We start from the raw sequence: 21,107 nt of genomic DNA, 5'->3' as shown, positions 1-21,107 counted from the left end.
TCTACCCAAATGGGTAGACGAGTGACGAGGGCTTACTTCGGAGCGATCGGCGATCAGAAATCGGCTATCAGAAATCAGCGATCGGCTATCAGCTATCAGCAATCGGCGGTCAGCTATCAGCGATCAGAAATCGGCTATCAGCGATCAGCTATCGGGCACGGATAGCTGATTGCCGATAGCTGATAGCTTTTTAGACCTTTGCGGGCACAACCGCATCCAATGCCTTTCGCGTCTTTTCGATCACTATATCGAGTTCGGTTTCCGTAATCGTCAATGGAGGCGCAAAGCGGAAGGTTCGGGATCGGGTCTCTTTGGTGAGGATTCCATTCTCGATAAAGGCTGCGGCAAGCTTCTTCGTATCGACTTCTTCCGACACTTCAAGCCCAACCAAGAGCCCCCGCCCACGCACATCGTCGATGAACGGATGCGGCAGCGCTTTTAGCGCGTCGACGAGCTTCTTGCCGAGGCGAGCTGAGTTTTCGGAGAGCTTCTTTTCCTTCATCTCTTCAATTGCGGCGATGCCTACTACACAAGCGAGCGGATTGCCGCCGAACGTCGAGCCGTGGTCGCCCGGCACAAACACGCCGATGGCTTCCTTGGAACCGACAACCGCCGACACCGGCATCACGCCGCCGCCAAGGGCTTTCCCGAGACACATGAGGTCAGGTTTTGCCGCTTCGTGCTCCCAGGCAAAGTTCTTTCCGGTTCGGCAGAACCCGGTCTGAATCTCATCCCAGATCAGCAGAACGTTATGCTTGTCGCAAAGCTTGCGAACCTGCTCCATGTAGCCGGGGGGTGGGAAAAGGATGCCGCCTTCGGCTTGGATTGGCTCCATCAGAATGGCAGCCGTGTTTGGGCTGATCTTCGATTCGAGAGCCGTGATATCCCCAAACGGTACGATGGTGAAGCCGGGGGTGAAGGGGCCGAAATTCTGCTTGTATTGCTCTTCGGTGCTGAAGCCAACGATGGTGGTCGTTCTGCCGTGGAAGTTGTCTTGAGCTACGATGATCTCGGCTTGATTGTCGGGCACACCTTTGACCGTGTAGGCCCACTTTCGCGCCATCTTGATGGCGGTTTCTACGGCTTCGGCGCCGGTGTTCATGGGGCACGCCATGTCCATTCCGGTGAAGTCGCAAATCTCTTTGAGGAATAGGGCGAGTTCGGATGTGTAGACAGCGCGACTGGTAAGGGTGAGGATGTCGAGCTGCTCGCGAATCGTTTCGATGATGTAGTCGCTGAGGTGTCCGTTGGCGACGGCTGAGTACGACCCGATACAGTCAACGTACTCCCTCCCTGCTCCATCGAATGCGTAAATGCCCTTGGCTCGGACGATGTTGACGTGGAGGGGATGGTAGTTGTGCGCGCCGTATTTTTCGGTCATTTCGATGGCCTGCTCATCGCTGAGGGCCTTGACCATGTCGTGAATGTTCTTCATAGCTTTCCTTCTGCCTCTTATTGTGAAGCGGAAAGTTACGCTTTACCACCCCTCGGCCTTGTCGTCGGTATCGTCCTCGCTGTCTAGTTTGGGCTCATCGGACGGTGCGGTAGGTTCAAAATACTGCTCTGAAAGTAGCTCGTGGGTGACAGGGTCATAATGCCCCTTTAGCTCATCGACGGCGGTGCTGTCGGCGAGGGGAACATCGGAGATGTAGGCGGCTCGGGCGAGCATGTGGGCGGCGATGGGCTGGGTGATAAAGAAGAAAACGACGACAAGAAGGCACTTCACCGCAACGCCAAGATCCCAAAAATACACAGCTGAAGCCATCATCAGGCAGCCGATCCCGAGCGTCGAGGCTTTGGTTGTGGCCTGCATTCGTGTGAAGAGATCGGGGTGCTTTAGCACACCGACAACGGCGAGCAGCGCAAAGAACGCTCCTATGCAAACTAGCCCTACAGTTACAGCTTCCCGAATCATTAGGACCCCCTCTCGATGTACTTGGCAAGGGCAACAGTGCCCAGGAACGAAACGAGCGCCATCGCCAGGAGGATGTCGACGAGCACACGCAGATCGAGCCAAATCGACAGCGAAGCGATGATGGTGACGATGAGCACTCCGATCAAGTCGAGGGCGACTACTCTGTCGGGGAGACTGGGGCCTCTGCGTAGACGGAAGAATGCCCCCAGCATGCCTACGCTGAGGAGAAAGAGAACGATCTGAACGGTGATTTGCAGGGCAGTCATGGTTAGCGGAAGAGCGCGAGAATTCGCGACTCAAAGCCCTCCTTAATCAATTGACGCATCCTGTCGATATCCTGCTCGGGGAGGAACATCGCGTGGACGTAGAGCTTGCTCCGGTCGGAGGCAACATCGAGGCTGAGTGTGCCTGGGGTGAGCGTGATCAGCGTGGCAAGCAGCTCGATCTGGGCGTCGGTTTTGACATCCAACGGGATGGCGATGACACCGGGTCGGAGTCGGCGGGAGTTGGAGAGCAGGTCGGCGGCCATGACGAGGTTTGCCAAGACAAGCTCCCTTAGGAAGAACAGGATGAATGCGGGAAGCTTTGACAAGTAGATGAGCTGCCGCGATTCTGGCTCCATCCCTTTTGGGAAACTCATCCGCAGAACGGCCCAGCCGACGAGAGAGCCCATTAGCCAGCTTCCCAGCGTGAAGCTGCCGTTCAGGCAAACCCAGAGTCCACCTAAGATCAAGCTCCAGATGATCATTCTTCAACGCCTCCGAGCGTCGCCCGCTTGTATTCGATGGGGTTGAGCAGTTGGTCGGCGGCGGCGTGCGACCAAGCCGCAATCGGGCGAGCGAAGATTCCAGACCCCATGACGGCAATCGCCAGAACTGTGGTTGGCAGATACATCGCCATCGCACGTTTGGGGGAGAGTTCGACGAGTTCCAGATCTTTGGGTCGCGGTCCCCAGAACACCTCGTTCCAGGCCTTTAAGATGGCGAGGATGGTGAGGGCTGACGACGCGAGGACGGCCCAAGCAACGTGGGGGGCTTCACTGGCAAAGATCGCTTGGAAAAGGCCGACCTTTGGATAGAACCCGGAAAATGGTGGCAAACCTGAAATCGCAAATCCGCCCAATACAAAGAGGATAGCAAGGTATGGGCGAACGGCGGCGAGGCCACCGAGTTCGTGCATGGTCTTGTTGCGGGTGAGGTGCTTGACGATGCCAGCGCAAAGGAACAGCAAGCACATGCAAACCATGTGGTGGACCATGTAATAGAGAGCGCTGCCGAGACTGTGTGGCGACATCACGGCAAGGCCAAGCGTCATGTAGCCGACGTGGCTGACGAGGATGAAGGCGAGCAACCTGCGCAGGTCTTTTTGGGCGATGGCTCCCAACGCGCCGAAGACCATGGTCAATACGGCAAGGACAAGGATGACCGATTGATATAGGCCGGGATCGGTCACAAAGACCATCGTGAACGAGCGAAACATGGCGAAGATGCCGACCTTGGTGAGCAGTCCGGCAAAGAGCGCAGAGACCACTCCCGGGGGAGTGTGGTAGGAGGCTGGCAGCCAGAAGAAAAGGGGGAAAAGGGCTGACTTGATGCCAAACGTGACGATGAACAGCATCCCGAGAACGGTGACAAAGCTCTTGTCGGGGAGGGCGGCGATCCGGCCTGGCAGATCGGCAAAGTTGAGTGTTCCGACCGACGCGTACAGAAGTCCGACCGCAACCAAGAATATCGATGAGGAGATGAGGTTGAGGGCAACGTACTTGTAACCCCCTTCCACCTGGGCGCGCTCTCCACCCAGCGACATCAGGACAAAGGAGGCGATAAGAGTGACTTCAAACCATACGAAGAGATTGAAGATATCGGCGGTGATGAAGGAGCCGGATACTCCCATCAGCAGGATTTGCGAGAGCGCGTAGTAGCCGAATTTTTCGCGGCGTCCATCCAGACTCCCCATCGCAAAAGTGATCACGGCGAGGGCGACGAAGGAGCCGACCGCGAGCATCATTGCGCCCATGCGGTCGAGCGTAAATGCAATGCCGTAAGGCGCGGGCCAACTTCCCAAGCGCAGACTGATTGCTCCAGCCTGCGATACTTGGACGAGGAGGCTGACCGCCACTCCGAAATGAGCCAACGAAGCCAATATGCTCGTGACGCGCTGCATCTTGCGTGATCGCACTAAGAAGAAGAGCGATATCGCAGCGAACAGCGGTATGAGGATTGGCAGTATCAGCAAGTTATCTATCCGTTGTTGTCAGTTCGTTCAAGTCGTCGGTCTTGGTGACCTGGTAAGTACGTCTTACAAGCGCGAGGGTGAAGGCGAGCACCCCGAATCCGATCACGATCGCGGTGAGGATGAGCGCTTGGGCAAGTGGATCGGCGTACGTTTTGGGAGGAGCGGTCTCACCCGCGCCGATGAGAGGTGGTGCGCCTCGGGTAAGGCCAGCCGAAACGAAGATCATCAGATTGGCGGCATTGCCTATCAGGGCAAGGCCTAGCAAGAGTTTGACAAGCGTGCGGCGCATCATCAGATAGAGTCCACACGCAAACAGAATTCCCACTACAACCGCAAGTACTATCGTCATCTGTCTTCCTCCGAAATCGTCACGATGATCTTTAGCGCCATCCCGATCACCAACACATAAACTCCAAGATCAAAAAGCATGGGTGTGCCCAAGTGCGTGCCGTTTACATCGACCCAAAGACCGGTCATGAACGGCTTGCCCACAAACATAGGGGCTACCCCGCTGAGCGCGGCGATGAGCAGCCCGGATGCGATCATCGTTCGCGGCGAGACGCGCAGCAGCTTTTTGGTCGCGGGGATGCCAAACGCCAACAGGTGAAGTGTGAGCGCAGCTGCGGCAACGAGACCACCTGAGAACCCCCCGCCCGGGGCGTTGTGTCCACGCCATAACAGGAACAGCGAGAACATCAGGAGGATGGGAAGCATGAAGCGCGTCCCCGTTCGGAAGATGATCGATCCTATGACGACTCCTCCTTCTTTCGGGGTTTGAGCTTGAGGATGGCGTAGACACCGATTGCAGCGATGCCAAGAACGGTGATCTCGCCCATCGTATCCAAACCTCGGAAGTCGACCAGCATGACGTTCACGACGTTGCGGCCCTGGCCTTGGACGAGCGCGTTTTCGGCGTGCCAGTTGGCGATGCTTTCCTTGTGCTCTTGGTTGGCAGCGACTATCGTGAGAACGGTCATCATCGCCCCCACTCCGCAAGCGAGGACGGCATCGAAGCGCCGCCCGAGCAGGCTGCTCAGTCGGCTGAACTTGGGCATGTGATAGAAGATTAAGACGAAGAGAATGACCGTGAGAATCTCAACGAAGATCTGGGTCATGGCAAGGTCAGGTGCGCCGAACATGATATAGACGGCGGCGATTCCGAACCCAACGACACCAAGGGAGACGATGGCTCGCAGGCGGTTGGAGGCGACGACCGCTCCGATAGCTCCGGCGACGATTGCCAAAGTGACGATCAGTTCGTGCGCCTGTATCTCGACATCACCGGCATTAAATCGCAATCCCCCGACCCGCCAGATACCGATGCCGACGAGCACCAGAACCGAGATCAGCGTGAGCTGGATGTAACGTCGGAGGTGGCCGGTTTGCAGCACGCGCACCATGTTTCTCGACACACGATGAATGCCGAAGAAGACGCTGTCCAGAAACTCACGGTCCTCCTGAGTTGACACATGAGGTTTGATAAGCTTTGCAACCACAGCGCCCACGGCGATCGAGCTAAGGCTAATCGCCAAGACAACGTCGAAGCCATACCACCACTTCAGCTCGGGCACCGCTGCATCGGTTGCGGCAGGAAGGATGCGGACGACTAGCGGCACCGCAATTCCGGCGACGAGCCCGGCGATCGCAAGCACGAGGATCGGCAACTGCATCGGGCGAATCTCTGGCTTGAGTTCGGCGCGTTGCGTGGACTTGGGAAGAACTACGGATGAGAACGTTCGCCAAGCGATTGCGGCGGTGAGAACCCCCGATGAGAGGAAGCCTATGGCGGACCACCATGCGACCGGCGAGGATAGCCAGGTCTTGTAGATATATTCCTTGGTGGCAAAGCCAAGGAAAAGAGGAACGCCCCCCATTGAGAGACACGCTACGCCAACGGCAAACCTAGTCCACGGCAAAGCGACGCCAGTTTCGGCGAGCGAAGTCATGTCTCGAGTTCGCATTTGGCGGTCAATCGTGCCGGAGCTGAGAAAGAGCGTGGCCTTGTAGAGCGCGTGGGTAACGATGAGCGCTGAAAGGGCGTACATTGCCTGCGGTGTGCCGATGCCGATGAGCATGACCATCAGGCCGAGAACGCCGACCGTGGAGAAGGCCATCGCTTGCTTGAAGTCGTGCTTGAGCAGCGCACCCGTGGAGATGAATACCGTTGCCGTGCCAGCGCCGATCAAGATCGGGCTCCAGTAAAACGTGTTGCCCAAAATAGGACTGAGGACGGCGAGCAGGAAGACACCGGCCTTGACCATAGTTGCCGAGTGTAAGTAGGCGCTGACTGGAGTGGGAGCGACCATTGCGCCTGGAAGCCAGGCGTGGAATGGAAACTGAGCCGACTTGGTGAGACATCCTATCAGGATCGAGACAATCGCCCAGCCAGGGATGGGGTTTGCGTGGCCCATCGCCATGATTTGGGGGAACTCGTAGGTTCCAAAACTCTGTCCAAGGCCGATCATTCCGGCGAGGAGGAACAGACCACCAAAACCGGTCGTGAGCAGGGCTCGCTGAGCTGACTTGACGGCGTAGAAGTCTTCAAATCTTAAGCCGATCAGGAAGAAAGAGGTTAGACTTGTCAGCTCCCAAAAGATGACGACAAGCAGGAGGTTTTGGCTTAGCACGAGCCCTAGCATGGAGCCCATGAACAAGTACAGGAAGGTCAGCATCCTTGGCCCGTATGCGCGACCGGAGCAGTAATGCCCCCCGTAGAGAAGGACGAGGAAACCTATGCCTGTGATGAGGAGAGCGAAGAGAAGACGAAAACTATCGAGGCCAAGGCTCCAGCTCAGTCCAATCTCGGGGACCCATGAATTGGACTCCATGAGGAAGGTTCCCGCGGGTTTGGTTTTGAATTGGGCGCAGAAGGCAACGAAGACGAAAAGCGCCGGGATTGGGGATAGCCAGGCAGCCAGCTTTGGCACACAGCGATAGAGCAAAGGAACGAACCCCGCTCCTAGAAAAGTGATGGCTAACAGTGCGCTCAGAAGGCTCATATCAATCGCTTACTACAGACTACTGCAAGGTTATCGCCTCGGACCGGCGGGCAGTAATGGATGCGACGTCAATTGGCGATGATGTATGAGAAAGTTGGTCGGGGCGACAGGATTCGAACCTGCGACCTCTTCACCCCCAGCGAAGCGCGCTACCAAACTGCGCCACGCCCCGACGCGAGCGTTCATGATACCCTTTCGCCGTTTGCGATCATGACTTTCGGACATCGTAATCGTTGAGCCTAATAAACACGATTGGGCGCTGAGGTATCTCAGCGCCCAATCGCTTCGTTCACCACATCTACTTGGGTGAGATCATGTACGGAATGCGTCCGTAGCGCACGAAGTAGTTGAAGGCTTCGATGGTGCCGGGCATCGTTCGTCCGGAGAGGTTTGCTCGATCAAGCCGACCTGCTTCCTGGTTTGCTCGAACAGCCTCTTTGCCGTACTCATTCGACTGATCGGACAAGCGGCGAATCTGCTCGCGCTGCTCGGAAGTTAGGCTGCCATCTCGGGTGCCACGGCGGATGTTCTCGGCAGCAGCTTTAGCCTCGGCCTCGCCTGTGGCTGCGACCATCGAAAGCAGAAAGTGTCCGGCTGCGTAGTTCGCGTTTGCCTGGGTTGCGGCCCGGGCGAAGCGAATCGCGTCGGCATTCTTCTTTTCGTATGCGCTGACGAAGGCGATACCGGTGAGGGCTTCTGCCGAATCTGGCCTTGCGGCGAGTGAAGCCTCGAAGTAAGCGCGGGCCAACTGCACGAGGTGCGGGAATTGGTTTGAGCTCACCTGGGAGTTGATGACCAGCGTGAGCGCCTGGTTTCCGCGCTCGATGTACATTTCGTAGTTGATGGGATCAGCAAGAACGGCTCTTTGGAAGGAGCGCTCGGCGTCTGCAAACTGGGAGCGTGCATTTTGAGCGATGCTTCTGTAGTAGAACGATTCTGTCCGGCTGCCTGCATCATTAACCAAAGCGGTCGACAGCGGTCCGAGCGTATCGTAGCGGCCTCTTCGCAGAGCGATTGCTGCCTGTGCGGTTCGCACTCCGAGGTTATCGCCATCGCTAAGGACGGCTTCGCGCATGGCATCGTCAGATGCCTGCTCGTTCGACCTCCATGCCTCAATCACGCCGAGAAGGGCGTAGCTGTAGGCATCGAGCACACCGGCACGCTTCATGGCTTCCATCGCGATGAAGGCCTCATCCCAGCGACCGAGTCTGACGTAAGCGTAAGCAAGTCGATTTCCGACTTGGTAATCCTTGGAGTTTTGGCGGAAGATGGGGCCAAGCTCTTGGGTGACGGCTGAATAGCGGTGAGCGCGAATCGCGGCGTCAACGTAAGCCATTCGATTCTCGGCGGTCACCGTTCCAAAGTTGTCCACACCGGCATCCACGAACTTGCGGCTGTTTGTGACAGCGCCCACGAGGGTTGTCCGGATGGCCTTGATCGTTTCTTCTTCTTTGCCGCCGCGATTGATGATGGTAAAGACTTGGTTCAGGAGAATCGCGGAAAGGAACTCTTGAGCTTCGCTGAACTTGGGATCGTCGGACAGCGCATCTTCGGCGTACTTTTGTGCCTTGTCCAACACTCCGAGGCCATAGTAGGCGCGAGCCATGATGAGTCGGGCGGGGTTATGGTTCGGTTTGGCTTTGAGGGCAATTCTGCCTGCCAAAATCGCGTCATCCCATTTGCTCTCGCTGAGCAGTTCGCGTCCACGCGTTACGTGGAAATCTGCCCCCTTCGACAAGCCGTTGTCGATTTTGGCGTTGACAACCCGCTTTACGTTTTCGCCTTCGGTTGTGTACGCGGCAAAGGTCAGCTTAATTGATCCGTCATTTTCGCTGATCGTGTCCAACTTGAACTCGTAAGGGGTGCTTGAGTCGGTATCGCGAAGGTTATCGCCGACATAGAACTCGACCTGGTTTACGGGGTTTTTCGATTGGACCGAGACCCGGAAATTCATCTCGCCGGAGATCGTGTCGCCATCCTTGACGTTGACACTGACCTGCAGATTCTGGGCCTCCATCGGGGAGAAGGCGATAACAGCGAGAGCAACAAGAGAAGAAATCATTGTTTAGACCGTCACTTTTGGATTCCTGAACTCAGACGTTTCAAAAGCCGAATGCGTTCACTCAATGGCGGGATCGCCCTGTTCACGCGTTCGTATTCGGATAGCGTCTTCAACGTGTTCGACAAAGATTTTACCGTCACCGGAGTCTCCAGACCGCGCATATTCGAGAATAGCTTCGATAATCGACTCTTTCATGTCGTCGGAAACGACAACTTCGACCTTGGAGCGCAGTGGTAGGGCAACGAGGATCTCTTCGCCGCCAAACCAGTTTGCCTTCTCGGGGGAGTTGCCACAACCACGAACGTCGGCAACATTCATCCCCGAAACTCCCAGTGATGCGATGGCGGATTTCACCTGCTCAAGGCGATGAGGTTTGATGATGCAGGTGATGCGTACCATTATGGACGCCCCCAAACGCTGTATTTGCGCCAGTGGCGAATCACACGGATGGTGTAGCTCAAGAAGTTGAGGGGATCGCGATAAAGGTCGATGACCGCCCCAAGCTCCTCACCCAACCTTCGCCGACTTAAGAGAGAGGCCAGGTCGTAAACGTAGTAGAAAAGCACCGTTCCGTGCAGAATGCAGGCTCCGAAGATGGTCCCCCGGTCGATGCTTGCCCAAATCCCATAGACGATGATTCCCGTGACCCCAAGGACCAAGGGCAGCAGGAACATCACTATGTAGCTGAGGTCGCGCCCGCTTACAAAGGTGTAAAGCTGGGCCAGCACCACGCCGACAGGCAGCGCCCACATCGGCCAGCCGATTGCATCGAGCCCCTGGATGGTGAGAGCCATCGAAACCAGCATCAGCGGGAACAAGACTAGCGAGATGATCTGCTCGTATTTCTGACCCTTCTCGATCCTTCGGAGGCTCACGAGTGCAATCAGACAGCCCACTGTTAGCAGTACGGCGGTTGGGAGGGGCATTTGGGGGATTGGGGCGAGGACGAGCGCAGCGACAATCCCTAGTGTGAGCATGTGCAGGGCGGCGACCCTGCGCACAAAGCCGAGTCGCACGAGATATTTCTCCTGAGTCAGGTTGTTCGGAATTTCAACCGGCTGTGGGATGTAAGGTGGAACCTGCATGGAGAACCGTTGTCAAGTTGTTGACAAGTAGTTTGCAAGTTGTCTGCAAATTGCTTGACGGACAAACAACATGCCAACAACTTGGCGACTACTTGAAGACTACCTGCCTACCCGAACTCACGGCAAGCTCCGGTTGTGCTTAGGCTGTGACCGCGCTGCCCGCAAACTCTTTGATGCAGGTCGCGGCGAAGGCCACTTGATCCTGAGACATGTGCTGATGGATCGGAAGGCTTAAGCACTCCTCGGAAACCTGCTCCGTGATCGGGAGGCTACCTTTGCCATTCGCGAGATGAGCGTACGGTTCGTGGAAGTGAATAGGCACAGGATAGTAGATCATCGAACCCACTTCTCGCTGCTTTAAGAACTCTTGAAGCTCATCACGCCGGGATGATCGAATGGTGAACTGATGCCATGTCGTATTGTTTCCGGAGAGGAGAGCCGGGAGCACGACCGAACTGCCCTCAAGAATCTCGAAATAGGTCTTGGCCAGTTCGAGACGGCGCGAATTCCACTCCTCGAACTTTGTGAACTTGACGTGGAGCACGGCGGCCTGAACCTCGGCGAGGCGGCTTGTGTATCCGAGGTGATCGTAGTAGTAGCGTTCGCGACCCATGCCGTGCACACGCATCGACTTGCTTCGCTCGGCGATGGCATCATCGTTGGTCATGATCAGACCGCCGTCGCCAGCTGCACCAAGGTTCTTCGTCACATAAAAACTGAATCCAGCGGCGACACCAAATTGTCCGGCGTATTCCCCGTTGTTGTGCGATCCCAGCGCCTGGGCGGCGTCTTCGAGGAGGATCAAGTTATGCTTGTCGGCGATCTCCTTGATTCGGCGGATGTCGGCAAGCTGTCCAAAGAGGTGAATCGGGAGAATGGCCTTGGTGTGCGGGGTGATGGCGGCTTCGATGAGGTTGGGGTCCATCTGGAATGTCGCGGGATCGATGTCGATAAACACGGGCGTGGCTCCCGTTTGCATGATCGTTTCGACGCTCGCCACGAAAGTGAAAGCGGTGGTGATCACTTCATCGCCCGCTCCAATCCCGACTGCGTCCATCATGATGCGGAGGGCGTCCGTACCGGAGTTGACGGCGATTCCGTGCTTGCAGCCGTGGTATTCGGCAAGCTCTTTTTCGAGCGCGTTATGGTACTTCCCCATCACGTAAGCGCCGGTCGAAATGACCTCATGGACGGCTGCGTCCATCGGAGCTTGAAGTTCGTCGTACTGAGCTTTGATATCGTAAAACGGTACTTTCAACGGATCCCTCACCTTGCCGTGCGGCTCTGCGCCAGCCCCATAAGTGTACTTTGGATCGGTCCTGGTCAATTGGGACGCGAGCCCTGATATCCGCCCTGCCAGAGGTACGCTATCGACGTCATGCCCAACATTGTTGACGTCGTCGCTCGTGAGATTTTGGACAGCCGTGGAAACCCCACCGTTGAAGTGGATGTTATCCTCGAAAGTGGGGCTTGGGGCCGCGCTGCCGTGCCAAGCGGGGCCAGCACTGGGCAGTTCGAAGCCGTTGAGCTTCGGGACGAGGATAAAGGTCGTTATGATGGCAAGGGCGTACTCCAAGCGGTCGAAAACGTCAACGATGCAATCGCTGTTGAGCTGATCGATATGGATGCAACAGACCAAGTCGCAATCGATGCGGTTTTGCTTGAGCTTGACGGTACACCCAACAAGGCAAAGCTAGGCGCAAACGCGATTTTGGGTGTGTCTCTAGCCGTCGCCAAAGCCGCTTCCAACTATTGCCGACAGCCGCTCTATAAGTACGTTGGTGGCGTTAGCGCGGCGGTTCTGCCCGTGCCGATGATGAACATCCTCAATGGCGGCAAGCATGCCGACTCGAACGTGGATTTTCAGGAGTTTATGGTTCTACCGGTGAAGGCAGAGAGTTTTGCTGAGGCGCTTCAGAAGGGGACTGAGGTTTTCCACAAACTCAAGAAGGTATTGAAGGGCAAGGGGTTGAACACCGGCGTTGGCGATGAGGGCGGATTCGCGCCGAACCTGGAGTCACAGGAGTTGGCTCTCGACTATATCATTGAGGCGATTGCCCAAGCCGGATACAAAGCCGGGGACGACATGTGGCTTGGCTTGGACTGTGCCGCAACCGAATTCTTCGACGAGAAGACGAAGAAGTACGTTTACAAGAACGGCAAACAGCTTTCGCCCGCTGAGCAGACCGACTACATCGCTGGACTTACGGAGAAGTATCCGATCATCAGCGTCGAAGATGGCTTCTCGGAAGAGGATTGGGATGGCTGGAAGCAGATCACCGACCGTGTTGGATCGAAGGTTCAGCTTGTCGGCGACGACCTGTTTGTGACCAATGTCGAACGGTTGAAGCGCGGCATCGACACGGGCACGGCGAACTCCATCCTTGTGAAGGTGAACCAGATCGGATCGCTCACCGAAACTCTCGCGGCTGTTGATATGGCTAAGCGAGCGGGCTATACGGCTGTGATGAGCCACCGGTCGGGCGAGACGGAAGATGTAACGATTGCCGACCTTGCGGTGGCGACGAACTGCGGGCAGATCAAGACCGGCGCGCCGAACCGTACCGACCGCGTTGCCAAGTACAACCAACTCCTGCGCATCGAAGAGATGCTTGAAGGGACAGCGGTCTACGCGGGGCCAGGGGCTTTTGGGAAGATTGCTGGAAGGTTTAAGTAGGAACCACGGACATCAGCGATCAGCTATCGGCTATCGGCTATCGGCTATCGGAGATCGAAGCCGATAGCTTTCCAATCTACTCCCGAATTCCAACGATCCGGTCTACGTTGTGCATGCCTGGATAGGGGCGGTTATTGTAAGTGAGCTCCCATCGGAGGAATTTCGCGTGGCCGTCGATGAAGGCGAAGTTTGAACCTTTGCTGAACGCATCGTGGAAGATTCGTTTGTCGAACCAGTTTTCAACTCCGCTTCCTTCATCGAATTCGTAGGCGTTCGGGTCGTCCCAGCTTGTGTAATCGCCGGGCCAAGGATGGTAGTCCGTGTCTTCAACCTCTTGCCTTCGCAGGGCGATGATGATCTGCCCAGAAGGGTCGCTGAATTGGGTGAGGCTCGCACTGTGGGCCATCACGCCATTGATGAGGTAGTCGGTTGGCGGCTCCGAAGGCAGGGCTTTATAGGCGGGAGTGCGGAAAATCGTCGGATTCTTTACATAGGTGTAGAGAGGCAAATACCACTCGTAGTCGATGGTCTCGTCCTTGTAGAGGGAGAGGTCGTCGTTGTCATTGGCGTACATCTGGATCGCCATACCGATCTGGCGGACGTTGCTCATGTCAGCTGTTTTCTTGGCGGCGAGCTTTGCCGAAGCAAAAACCGGGAAGAGAATCGCGGCAAGAATGGCGATGATCGCGATGACGACAAGGAGTTCGATAAGGGTAAATCCGTTTTTCTTCATAGCTGAGACACCTGCATGAATTTATCTATTGCAATGTTATTGTAATTGTTGGCTTTAATGCAACATTTCTACAATAAAAAGATGGGGATTTTACGGGGAGGGGAGCACTGGTGTCCGGTGGGTGGGTTTCTATAGATGGAAGTGTGAGTTGTTTCGAGGCTGGAGGGACATTGTCCTCAATGTCCAAGAGTCCAAGAGCGGTCACTGAGGACAGTGACCCTCCAGTGGGTGACCACGTCTGGCCAAGAGTGGTCACTGAGGACAGTGACCCTCCAGTGGGTGGTTACGTCTGGCGAAAGCAACACACTCTGAAGTTCCGCACTCCCAACTAGACGAGCTTTCGGAACTGGTGCTTGCCGACCTTTAAGACCTTTCCTTTCAGGTCGTTTGGGGCGAGCTTGATGAAGGGGTCGCTTACCTTTTCGCCATCGAGGGCGACGGCTCCGGCTTTGATAAGGTCACGGGCAGCGCCGTTCGACTTTGCCATTTCAAGCGCCCCGATCAGGTTCGCCAATGGGACGAGGCCCTCAACGATCAGCTCTTGCGGGATGGCGGCCTCCTCAGCCTCCACGGGTTGCTGACGCTTGCTGAAGGTTTCGATGAAGTAGTTCTCGGCTTCGTCGGCGGCTTCTGTTGAATGGTAAAGCGCGACGATCTCTTTCGCCAGTCGGACCTTGGCATCGCGTGGGTTCTTGCCGGGTGCAAGCAGTTCCTTTACCTCGGGCATCGGCACGTCGGTGCAGAGTTCAAACCAGTTCTCGATCAGCTCATCTGGGATCGACATCGTTTTGCCGAACATGTCGTTCGGCGTGTCGATGATGCTCACATAGTTGCCGAGCGACTGCGACATTTTCTCTTTGCCGTCCGTGCCAACCAAGAGTGGCGAAAGAACGACGACTTGGGGAGCCTGTCCGTTGGCTTCCTGGAGCTGCCGACCCATGAGGTTGTTGAACTTCTGGTCGTTCCCCCCGAGCTCGACATCAGCTTCCAGCGCGACCGAATCCGTCCCTTGCAGGAGCGGATACATCAGCTCGTGCATGCCGATGGCCTGATGCGCTTCCCAACGCTTGCTGAAATCGTCGCGCTCCATGATGCGGGCGATGGTTGTCTTCGCGCACAGCCGCAGCACGTCTTCGAAGTTCATTTTGCCAAGCCATTCGCTGTTGGGGCGGATCTCGGTCTTGTCGATGTCGAGAATCTTTCCAAACTGCTTCTTGACGGCCTCAACGTTTTGGGCGACCTCTTCGGGCGTGAGCTGTTTGCGGGTTTTGCTTTTGCCGCTGGGATCGCCGATCATGGCGGTGAAGTCGCCAATCACAAGAACGGCTTGATGACCTAGCCTTTGAAAATCGCGGAGTTTGCGAAGGACAACAGCCCAACCGAGCGTGACGTCACGAGCGGTGGGATCGACGCCTAGCTTGATACGCAGGGGGCGTCCGCTTTTGAGCTTGTCGATGAGCTCGGCTTCGGAGATGATTTCAATCGTCGCTCTGCGCAGGATCGCCAACTGTTCGTCGATGGTCATGGAAGGGGGGAGTTTACCGGGGCGCTGAACGCAGGAAAGGATGAATTAGGAACGATGAGTGATGAATAGGGAACCTTGGCCAACTTCATCGTTCATCATTCATCTTTCCTCGTTTCTCATTTTCCGAGCTTCTCCAAATCCGCTTGGCGGACGAGGAGCATGTAGTGGGCCATGAAGTTGAGTTCTTCATCGGTGAGCAGTTTCTTCTGCTCTTCGGAAACGGAGCCGAGGAATTTTTCTCTCATCCGCTCGTTTGCGACGGTGTGGACGTTTCGCGAAACTTCGCTCAAGGAGTCAAGATCGACCATCACGGCCACCTCGTCGGCGCCGTAAACGTTTTGCACAGTTCCGGTCAGCCCGCCCATATGGTCGTAATAGCGGTTTGACTTTCGGTCCTCTTCTGTGACGGCCCGTGTCACGATACGGACTTTGTCGCCTTCTACCACCTTGCTCATGCGTCTATTTTACCCTTCGCACGGATAGCCACGAGCTGTTTGGCGGGCCTCGACGGGCGAACTATCTGACAATCTTTGACGCTCGGGAAGTCCCTGGCAAAGAGAATGCAGTAGGAAGATTAAAATGGCGTGTGTGAGTCAAAAGCTGGGATTGGGCGAATACTTCGGCGAATCGATACGCCGGCGACAATCGCTTGAATTCACGATCACGGAAAACCACTTCACCGGGGCGATGCACATCCCCCAACATGAGCATGTGCTTTCGCACATCACCTGCCTCATCAGCGGGCAGTTTATCGAGACTTATCCGGGCAAGGTGCTGACCTGCGTTCCTGGTTCATTACTCATCGTTCCGGCAGGACAGGCCCATTCCGACGAGATCGGTCCGGAAGGTGCGCATACGCTGAGTGTCGAATTCTCTCCTGACTTTCATAAGCGGCTAGGTGGCGCGGTGGAGGTTTTAGAGATGGCCACCGTCTTGAACGACCCGACCACCTGCCGCCTTATTGAGCGCATCTATGCCGAGTTTCGAACTTCCGATCCGGCATCCCTGCTGGCGCTGGCCTCGCTAACGCTTAGTCTTCTCACCCATGCCGAACGCACCTTACGCAAGGAGTATCAGGCCGAACCGGAATGGATGCGCCGAATCATGGGCCTGCTTCATGACAGCCCCGAACAGACGTTTTCTTTGAGCAAGATCGCTGCGGAGGTTGGGGTCCATGAGGCGCACCTTGCCCGGACCTTCCGCAAGATTCACGGTTGTTCGGTGGGGGAATATGCACGGTGGCTCAAGCTTGAAGAGGCAAAGAAGAGGCTTGGGGCGACCGATGCGCTCATTGCCGAGATTGCCGTGGACCTTGGCTTCTATGACCAAGCGCACTTCTCTCGTGAATTCGTCAAGGCTTACGGGATCGCCCCGTCGAAGTACCGGCGATTGATGAAATAACGCAAAGCGCGTCCATATTGCAGGCGCAATACAAGCTTGCCTCGGCGGTCTGCAATAGAATTCGAGTGTGATCTGTATTGCGCCACTTATAGCATTGACATTGCTGCCGCTGAATCCCATTCAGGGTCCAATTGATATCCCGACGGCGAAGCGATATTTTCAGGAAGCCAAGTGGATTTCCGATGACGACGACGCGCAGCTTTGGGGCAAACCCCTTTATGGGCCGATGATCTTTGTTCATGCGGACACCCGAACTTACGTGACAAATCAAAGGCCGCCGGAAGGTGAGTTTTCGGAGCAGGCCGAGGTTTTTTTGGGCAAGCTGTCGGATCAGATCGCGATTGCGAACACGGCGATCGATTGGGCGGGCAGCCGTTGGACGATGGTGATGTGGCCTTTGCCCTCCAACCGCGCCGAGCGAGCGACTCTGATGATCCACGAGCTGTTTCACCGGATTCAGCCGGAGCTTGGCATCCCTGGCGCGTCGCCCCAAAATGCGCAGATGGAAACCAAGGATGGCCGTTTGTGGCTTCAGCTTGAACTCAAAGCGCTGAGTGAGGCGCTTTTGGCACGGACGGCGAAGGATCGCGATCGGTATGCGAAGAATGCGCTGGAGTTCCGTCAGATGCGGTACCGACTGTTCCCCAAAGCCAAGGTCGAGGAGGACCAGCTTGAGCTGAACGAGGGGCTTGCGGAGTTTACGGGCTACATGATGCGCGGGGGCTGGGAGCCGGAATCGCGGATGTGGATGAGCAATCAGTTGAATTACTTTGTTGGACTGGATACCTATTCGCGGCGGTTTGCTTACAAGACTGGTCCGGCTTATGCGCTTCTTTTGAACGTTCGGGAAGCTGCGCTATACGACGAGATTCGGTGGCGGAAGACTCTTACTGCGCAGTCGAGCCTTGCCGGGATGCTTGCTGAGCTTTATGATTTGAAGACGTTTCAATCGGATTCGGCGACTATCGCGCTTGCAAAGCCCTACGGCTACGACGAACTGCTCCAGATCGAGACAGACCGGGAGAAGGCGAGGCTGGAGAAGCTCGCGGCGATCCGCAAGCGGATGATTGAGGGTCCGGTTCTGCTTCTTCCTTTTGAGAAGATGCGAGTCTCCTTTGATCCGCAGAATTTGGTACCGCTTGATGAGGATGGAACCTATTATCCGACGGCGACGATCATTGACGAATGGGGGACGATTGAGGTCACCGATGGCGTTTTGATTGCGGGGGATTGGCGGTCGGCGAAGGTGGTGGCGCCTGCTTCCGGTGCCGTGAGTGGGCCGGGCTGGACGCTCAAGTTAAAAACGGGGTGGAAGATTGTTGTTGGGAAGCGTAAAGGGGACTTTACGGTTGTGAAGGGGTAGGCACTTTCCTTTGTCATTGGGATCGGTCACTGAGGACAGTGACCCTCCAGCAGTGTGAAAGCTCAGCGCTCAAAAAATATCCATAATAAGCTATGCCATTGAACGCCTATGCTGCCGAGAAAAGGCTGATGATCTTTGAGCAGCTCAAGCAAGGTCTTCCCCCTTCCGAGGGCGAATTTGACGAGCAGACCTTTCTCGATGCCAAGGTGAAGGGCCTGCCGCAGATGGGCACGACCCGCTATGAGCCTCAGGCTATCTACCTTGAATTCATCTACCCCGACCCGCAAGGTGGTTCGGCGATTGTCACGGTGAAGCTTGATGCGCCGGAGCGGATCATTTTCTTACCTGTCCCGGAGTGGGTGATCGAGTCGATCTGGCAGGGGGATATCGACGGGAGCTATCACTTTGAGAGCGATGCGCAGGCCCTGGTGGCAAAGTTTGAGGCGGAGCTGACGGCTGATGGGAATGAGAAATGGTTTGGAAAGCAGATGGCGAAGAGGCGGGAGTAATGATTCAAGGATGAATTAGGAACGATGAATGATGAATGGGGATAATCTTCTTACTCATCATTCATAACTCATCGTTCATCATTTTCCTTTATGTCCACCGTTGGCTACTCCGGCACTCCGCTCCCCAAGAAGCTCGGCATCAAGCCCGAGCATGTCGTGACGGCGCTGAATGCTCCCGATGGGTTGGCGGAGTGGCTGGATGGCTTGAGTCCTGCCACTTATGAGCCTGGGCAATTCTGTGACATCGTGCTCGCGTTCTTTTTTTGGAAGGCGGACATGGAATCTGCGATGGCCGCGTTAGGGGAATCCATCCGTCCAAACGGGTCGATCTGGATCTGCTGGCCGAAGAAGGCTTCCAAGGTGCCGACCGACATCACCGAACAAGACCTGCGCGACCTTTGCTTGCCGATGGGCTTGGTGGACAATAAGGTTTGCGCAGTTTCGGAGGTGTGGTCGGGGCTGAGGATGGTCTGGCGGGTTGAGCTGCGCTAAACCATCACTGCTCACGCCACCCGCCTTCGGTTCACTCTGTTCACTGTCCCTCCCTTAAGGGATGGAGTTTCAAACGGATTGAGATCGCCTCTTTCTTAGGGTGTGTTGATCTGTCTTAGCCGCCCCAAACGACCGTTTTGCTCACGCCGAAGATTCGCCCGATGGTGTTGATTCTTCTTCTTACCGAGCGTCGCATGTCGCCGTTCTTGACGCTGCCAACAAAGGCGACCGGGGCGACGTCACCACCGATCCCAATGATGGGTCTTCGCGCGGCTTTCTCCATTGCGGATATGTATGCTTCCGGGTGTCGGGAGAGTTGGAGCGCCAGGGCGTCTGCCATCTTTTGGCGCTTGGAGAGGATCAGGCCATAAATCCAGCCTGCGCATACCCAGCCGAAGATGCTCAGCACGACAGCAATGAGGAGCATCACCAGTGCAGGCACGAAAGCCTCCAGGTCGCTGACAAGCTGTCCCCACCCTTCCGCGAACAGCCGCAGCATATTAGGCCCCAGCATCGCCAGCGCCCAAACCATGGCGAGGAACCGGATGTCGCGCATCTGCAGCGACGCGGCGGCGAAGGCGAGCATACACATCAGTTCGTCGCGCGAACAAGCCTCCAGCGCACCCTCCGTCACGCCGATCGCGGGCATTCCGTACCGTTCGCCGAGGGCAAAGGCGTCGATGGCGGGGCTATCGAGCAGGAAGACGCCGAGGTTGGTGTTCCCGGTGGCTACCCTGAGTTCGTCGCGTAGGTTGCTGAGTTTCCGCTCTTGTTCAGGGCTGGACTTGCCGTTTGCGAGGGAAATCTGCATGGCGGGGGCAGCATAGAAGTATCCATGGGCTCCCACGCCAAGCACGATGACAAGACCGAGCGCGCTCAGCGCCCAAAAGTAGTCCTTTAGCAGCCAAACGCCGACGCTGGTAAAGACGCCCATCGCCACAAAAGGCGCGACGAAGGCCATGGCGATGCTGCGTCGGCGGTAGATTCGGACCTGGTCTTGGAAGGACCTCTTCATTGTCAATTGATACGGGAACGGTTGGTAATCGTTGCAGTGGGGCTACTCTCCGCTGAGCCATTCTTGTGCTTTCTGAATTTTTCGGTTTTGGCGTTTTGCTCTCCAACGCTCACTCCATTCGCCGATCTTCTCCTCGGGGTTGACTAGCAAATAAAGCATGATAGCAAGCCAAAGCGCAATGACGTTAACTGCTAACCCGGCCAGAACGGTCAATCCCCACTCTCCAACACCCGCCATGATCCCAGGTCTTCCATGGCTAGACGTATCAACCATCGAGGGATAGGCGCTCAGGGCCTTAATAATCATCGAGACGGCAACAGTGCCAATGAGCCATCGATACACCGATTTGCTCCGTGAGGGCAACAAGCACCCCAGCATCACACCAAATGCAAATATTTCTCCGGGCAGTGCTTTCCAATGCTGCTCCCAAAAGAAGGAACCAACTTCTACCCCACCCGCACGAGCCCTCATGCTGAGGAATGTAAGGACAGACTGCACTACGGCAGCGAAAGCGCCGATAGCGATGGCGGTACCCAGGACCGGCCAACTCCGCGCGATTCTTACCCCGTTTTCCTCGGAAACAGGCTCCTGGGGGCTCTGCTTCCGATCCCAAAGCCAGCATAAGAGCGCCAACACACCGCCGAAGATAAGGACGTTCACGAGTATCTCAGCGACGCGCCCTTCCTGAATCCACCAGGGCAGGCTGCGGAGTTCACCTTGGAAGCTGGCCAAGATCAGCAAGGTGCCCCATGCCCACCTGAGCGTTTTGTTCCCAGAGACAAGGGGAATCATGAAGGTCAACGCAAAGGCGATTGCACTGGGAACGACGTGCATTCCGAGCCCCAATATGAAGTGGTAAATGGCTTGGCTTATTGGAGTGTTACCCAAGCTTGAAGTTATGCCTGGGATAGATGTCGGACTAGTGACAAGAGCAACCACGAAGCCGGCTAGCGTGGAGGCAAAGAACGCTTTTCGGACTGTAATCCAGTCCAGGGTCGTTTGCGCCATTGCGCTCATACCCTTATCTTAACGCAAAAAAGCGCCCCGAACCATTACAGTTCGGGACGCCTTCTCCTTGAAAGCTCTATAGAGTGCA

At 56.1% G+C, this 21,107-nt stretch carries 23 protein-coding genes and 1 tRNA gene; 6 read left to right on the top strand and 18 right to left on the bottom strand.

Going from position 1 to position 21,107, the window contains the following annotated elements; translation table 11 throughout:
* Positions 1 to 9: 9 nt before the first annotated feature.
* Positions 10 to 165 (top strand): hypothetical protein, encoded by a 156-nt coding sequence (locus KF784_13985; protein MBX3120170.1) that lies wholly within the window; start codon positions 10 to 12, stop codon positions 163 to 165.
* Between the two features lie 25 nt (positions 166 to 190).
* On the opposite strand, the gene rocD is transcribed toward KF784_13985, so the two are convergent.
* From rocD to KF784_13920, 13 genes are all read right to left on the bottom strand, one after another.
* Positions 191 to 1,417 carry an ornithine--oxo-acid transaminase gene (rocD, locus tag KF784_13980; protein ID MBX3120169.1) on the bottom strand — a complete coding sequence of 409 codons (1,227 nt, stop codon included), beginning with the start codon at positions 1,415 to 1,417 and terminating at the stop codon, positions 191 to 193.
* Positions 1,418 to 1,477: 60 nt separating this feature from the next.
* Entirely contained in the window at positions 1,478 to 1,915 is a 438-nt protein-coding gene (mnhG, locus tag KF784_13975; GenBank protein ID MBX3120168.1) for a monovalent cation/H(+) antiporter subunit G, read from the bottom strand.
* Entirely contained in the window at positions 1,915 to 2,181 is a 267-nt protein-coding gene (locus KF784_13970) for a hypothetical protein (protein MBX3120167.1), read from the bottom strand. The genes mnhG and KF784_13970 overlap by 1 nt, the downstream gene beginning before the upstream one ends.
* Positions 2,182 to 2,183: 2 nt before the next feature.
* Positions 2,184 to 2,663 carry a Na+/H+ antiporter subunit E gene (locus tag KF784_13965; GenBank protein ID MBX3120166.1) on the bottom strand — a complete coding sequence of 160 codons (480 nt, stop codon included), beginning with the start codon at positions 2,661 to 2,663 and terminating at the stop codon, positions 2,184 to 2,186.
* Positions 2,660 to 4,150 carry a hypothetical protein gene (locus KF784_13960; GenBank protein MBX3120165.1) on the bottom strand — a complete coding sequence of 497 codons (1,491 nt, stop codon included), beginning with the start codon at positions 4,148 to 4,150 and terminating at the stop codon, positions 2,660 to 2,662. The genes KF784_13965 and KF784_13960 overlap by 4 nt, the downstream gene beginning before the upstream one ends.
* Position 4,151: 1 nt before the next feature.
* Complete coding sequence (locus KF784_13955) at positions 4,152 to 4,499, bottom strand: Na+/H+ antiporter subunit C (protein MBX3120164.1); 348 nt, start codon at positions 4,497 to 4,499, stop codon at positions 4,152 to 4,154.
* Positions 4,496 to 4,864: a Na+/H+ antiporter subunit B gene (locus KF784_13950; protein MBX3120163.1), complete on the bottom strand. Its 369-nt coding sequence runs from the start codon at positions 4,862 to 4,864 to the stop codon at positions 4,496 to 4,498. The genes KF784_13955 and KF784_13950 overlap by 4 nt, the downstream gene beginning before the upstream one ends.
* 32 nt (positions 4,865 to 4,896) lie before the next feature.
* Entirely contained in the window at positions 4,897 to 7,149 is a 2,253-nt protein-coding gene (locus KF784_13945; GenBank protein MBX3120162.1) for a DUF4040 domain-containing protein, read from the bottom strand.
* 95 nt (positions 7,150 to 7,244) lie between these two features.
* Positions 7,245 to 7,321: transfer RNA gene (locus KF784_13940), tRNA-Pro, on the bottom strand.
* 126 nt (positions 7,322 to 7,447) lie between these two features.
* Positions 7,448 to 9,211, bottom strand: coding sequence for a hypothetical protein (locus KF784_13935; protein ID MBX3120161.1), 1,764 nt, complete (start codon positions 9,209 to 9,211; stop codon positions 7,448 to 7,450).
* Positions 9,212 to 9,268: 57 nt separating this feature from the next.
* A complete protein-coding gene (locus tag KF784_13930) occupies positions 9,269 to 9,610 on the bottom strand; it encodes a P-II family nitrogen regulator (protein ID MBX3120160.1) in 342 nt (113 codons plus the stop codon).
* Positions 9,610 to 10,296 (bottom strand): hypothetical protein, encoded by a 687-nt coding sequence (locus KF784_13925; GenBank protein ID MBX3120159.1) that lies wholly within the window; start codon positions 10,294 to 10,296, stop codon positions 9,610 to 9,612. The genes KF784_13930 and KF784_13925 overlap by 1 nt, the downstream gene beginning before the upstream one ends.
* Before the next feature lie 139 nt (positions 10,297 to 10,435).
* On the bottom strand, positions 10,436 to 11,554 hold the full coding sequence (locus tag KF784_13920; protein MBX3120158.1) for a DegT/DnrJ/EryC1/StrS family aminotransferase: 1,119 nt from the start codon (positions 11,552 to 11,554) through the stop codon (positions 10,436 to 10,438).
* Positions 11,555 to 11,674: 120 nt separating this feature from the next.
* Between KF784_13920 and eno the strand changes: the two genes are divergently transcribed.
* Entirely contained in the window at positions 11,675 to 12,973 is a 1,299-nt protein-coding gene (gene eno, locus KF784_13915; GenBank protein ID MBX3120157.1) for a phosphopyruvate hydratase, read from the top strand.
* Positions 12,974 to 13,049: 76 nt separating this feature from the next.
* On the opposite strand, the gene KF784_13910 is transcribed toward eno, so the two are convergent.
* From KF784_13910 to KF784_13900, 3 genes are all read right to left on the bottom strand, one after another.
* Positions 13,050 to 13,706, bottom strand: a complete 657-nt coding sequence (locus tag KF784_13910) for a prepilin-type N-terminal cleavage/methylation domain-containing protein (protein ID MBX3120156.1) — start codon at positions 13,704 to 13,706, stop codon at positions 13,050 to 13,052.
* Between the two features lie 328 nt (positions 13,707 to 14,034).
* Positions 14,035 to 15,231 carry a tyrosine--tRNA ligase gene (locus tag KF784_13905; protein MBX3120155.1) on the bottom strand — a complete coding sequence of 399 codons (1,197 nt, stop codon included), beginning with the start codon at positions 15,229 to 15,231 and terminating at the stop codon, positions 14,035 to 14,037.
* Between the two features lie 116 nt (positions 15,232 to 15,347).
* On the bottom strand, positions 15,348 to 15,686 hold the full coding sequence (locus KF784_13900) for a hypothetical protein (protein ID MBX3120154.1): 339 nt from the start codon (positions 15,684 to 15,686) through the stop codon (positions 15,348 to 15,350).
* Between the two features lie 133 nt (positions 15,687 to 15,819).
* Here KF784_13900 and KF784_13895 point away from each other — a divergent pair, with 133 nt between their 5' ends.
* From KF784_13895 to KF784_13880, 4 genes are all read left to right on the top strand, one after another.
* The gene (locus KF784_13895) at positions 15,820 to 16,632 is read left to right on the top strand and encodes a helix-turn-helix transcriptional regulator (GenBank protein ID MBX3120153.1); all 813 of its coding nucleotides are present in this window, start codon (positions 15,820 to 15,822) and stop codon (positions 16,630 to 16,632) included.
* 67 nt (positions 16,633 to 16,699) lie between these two features.
* Complete coding sequence (locus KF784_13890) at positions 16,700 to 17,995, top strand: hypothetical protein (protein MBX3120152.1); 1,296 nt, start codon at positions 16,700 to 16,702, stop codon at positions 17,993 to 17,995.
* Positions 17,996 to 18,087: 92 nt separating this feature from the next.
* Complete coding sequence (locus tag KF784_13885) at positions 18,088 to 18,504, top strand: hypothetical protein (GenBank protein ID MBX3120151.1); 417 nt, start codon at positions 18,088 to 18,090, stop codon at positions 18,502 to 18,504.
* Between the two features lie 90 nt (positions 18,505 to 18,594).
* The gene (locus KF784_13880) at positions 18,595 to 18,996 is read left to right on the top strand and encodes a DUF3052 family protein (GenBank protein ID MBX3120150.1); all 402 of its coding nucleotides are present in this window, start codon (positions 18,595 to 18,597) and stop codon (positions 18,994 to 18,996) included.
* A 115-nt stretch (positions 18,997 to 19,111) separates the two neighbouring features.
* On the opposite strand, the gene KF784_13875 is transcribed toward KF784_13880, so the two are convergent.
* Both KF784_13875 and KF784_13870 read right to left on the bottom strand, forming a co-directional pair.
* The gene (locus KF784_13875; GenBank protein MBX3120149.1) at positions 19,112 to 20,011 is read right to left on the bottom strand and encodes a M48 family metalloprotease; all 900 of its coding nucleotides are present in this window, start codon (positions 20,009 to 20,011) and stop codon (positions 19,112 to 19,114) included.
* Positions 20,012 to 20,053: 42 nt separating this feature from the next.
* The gene (locus KF784_13870; protein MBX3120148.1) at positions 20,054 to 21,028 is read right to left on the bottom strand and encodes a hypothetical protein; all 975 of its coding nucleotides are present in this window, start codon (positions 21,026 to 21,028) and stop codon (positions 20,054 to 20,056) included.
* Positions 21,029 to 21,107: the final 79 nt, after the last annotated feature.

Source organism: Fimbriimonadaceae bacterium (assembly GCA_019638775.1).
Taxonomy (GTDB): Bacteria; Armatimonadota; Fimbriimonadia; order Fimbriimonadales; family Fimbriimonadaceae; genus JAHBTD01.
Note: the sequence above shows the minus strand (reverse complement) of the source record. Positions and strands in the feature narration are given on the sequence as shown.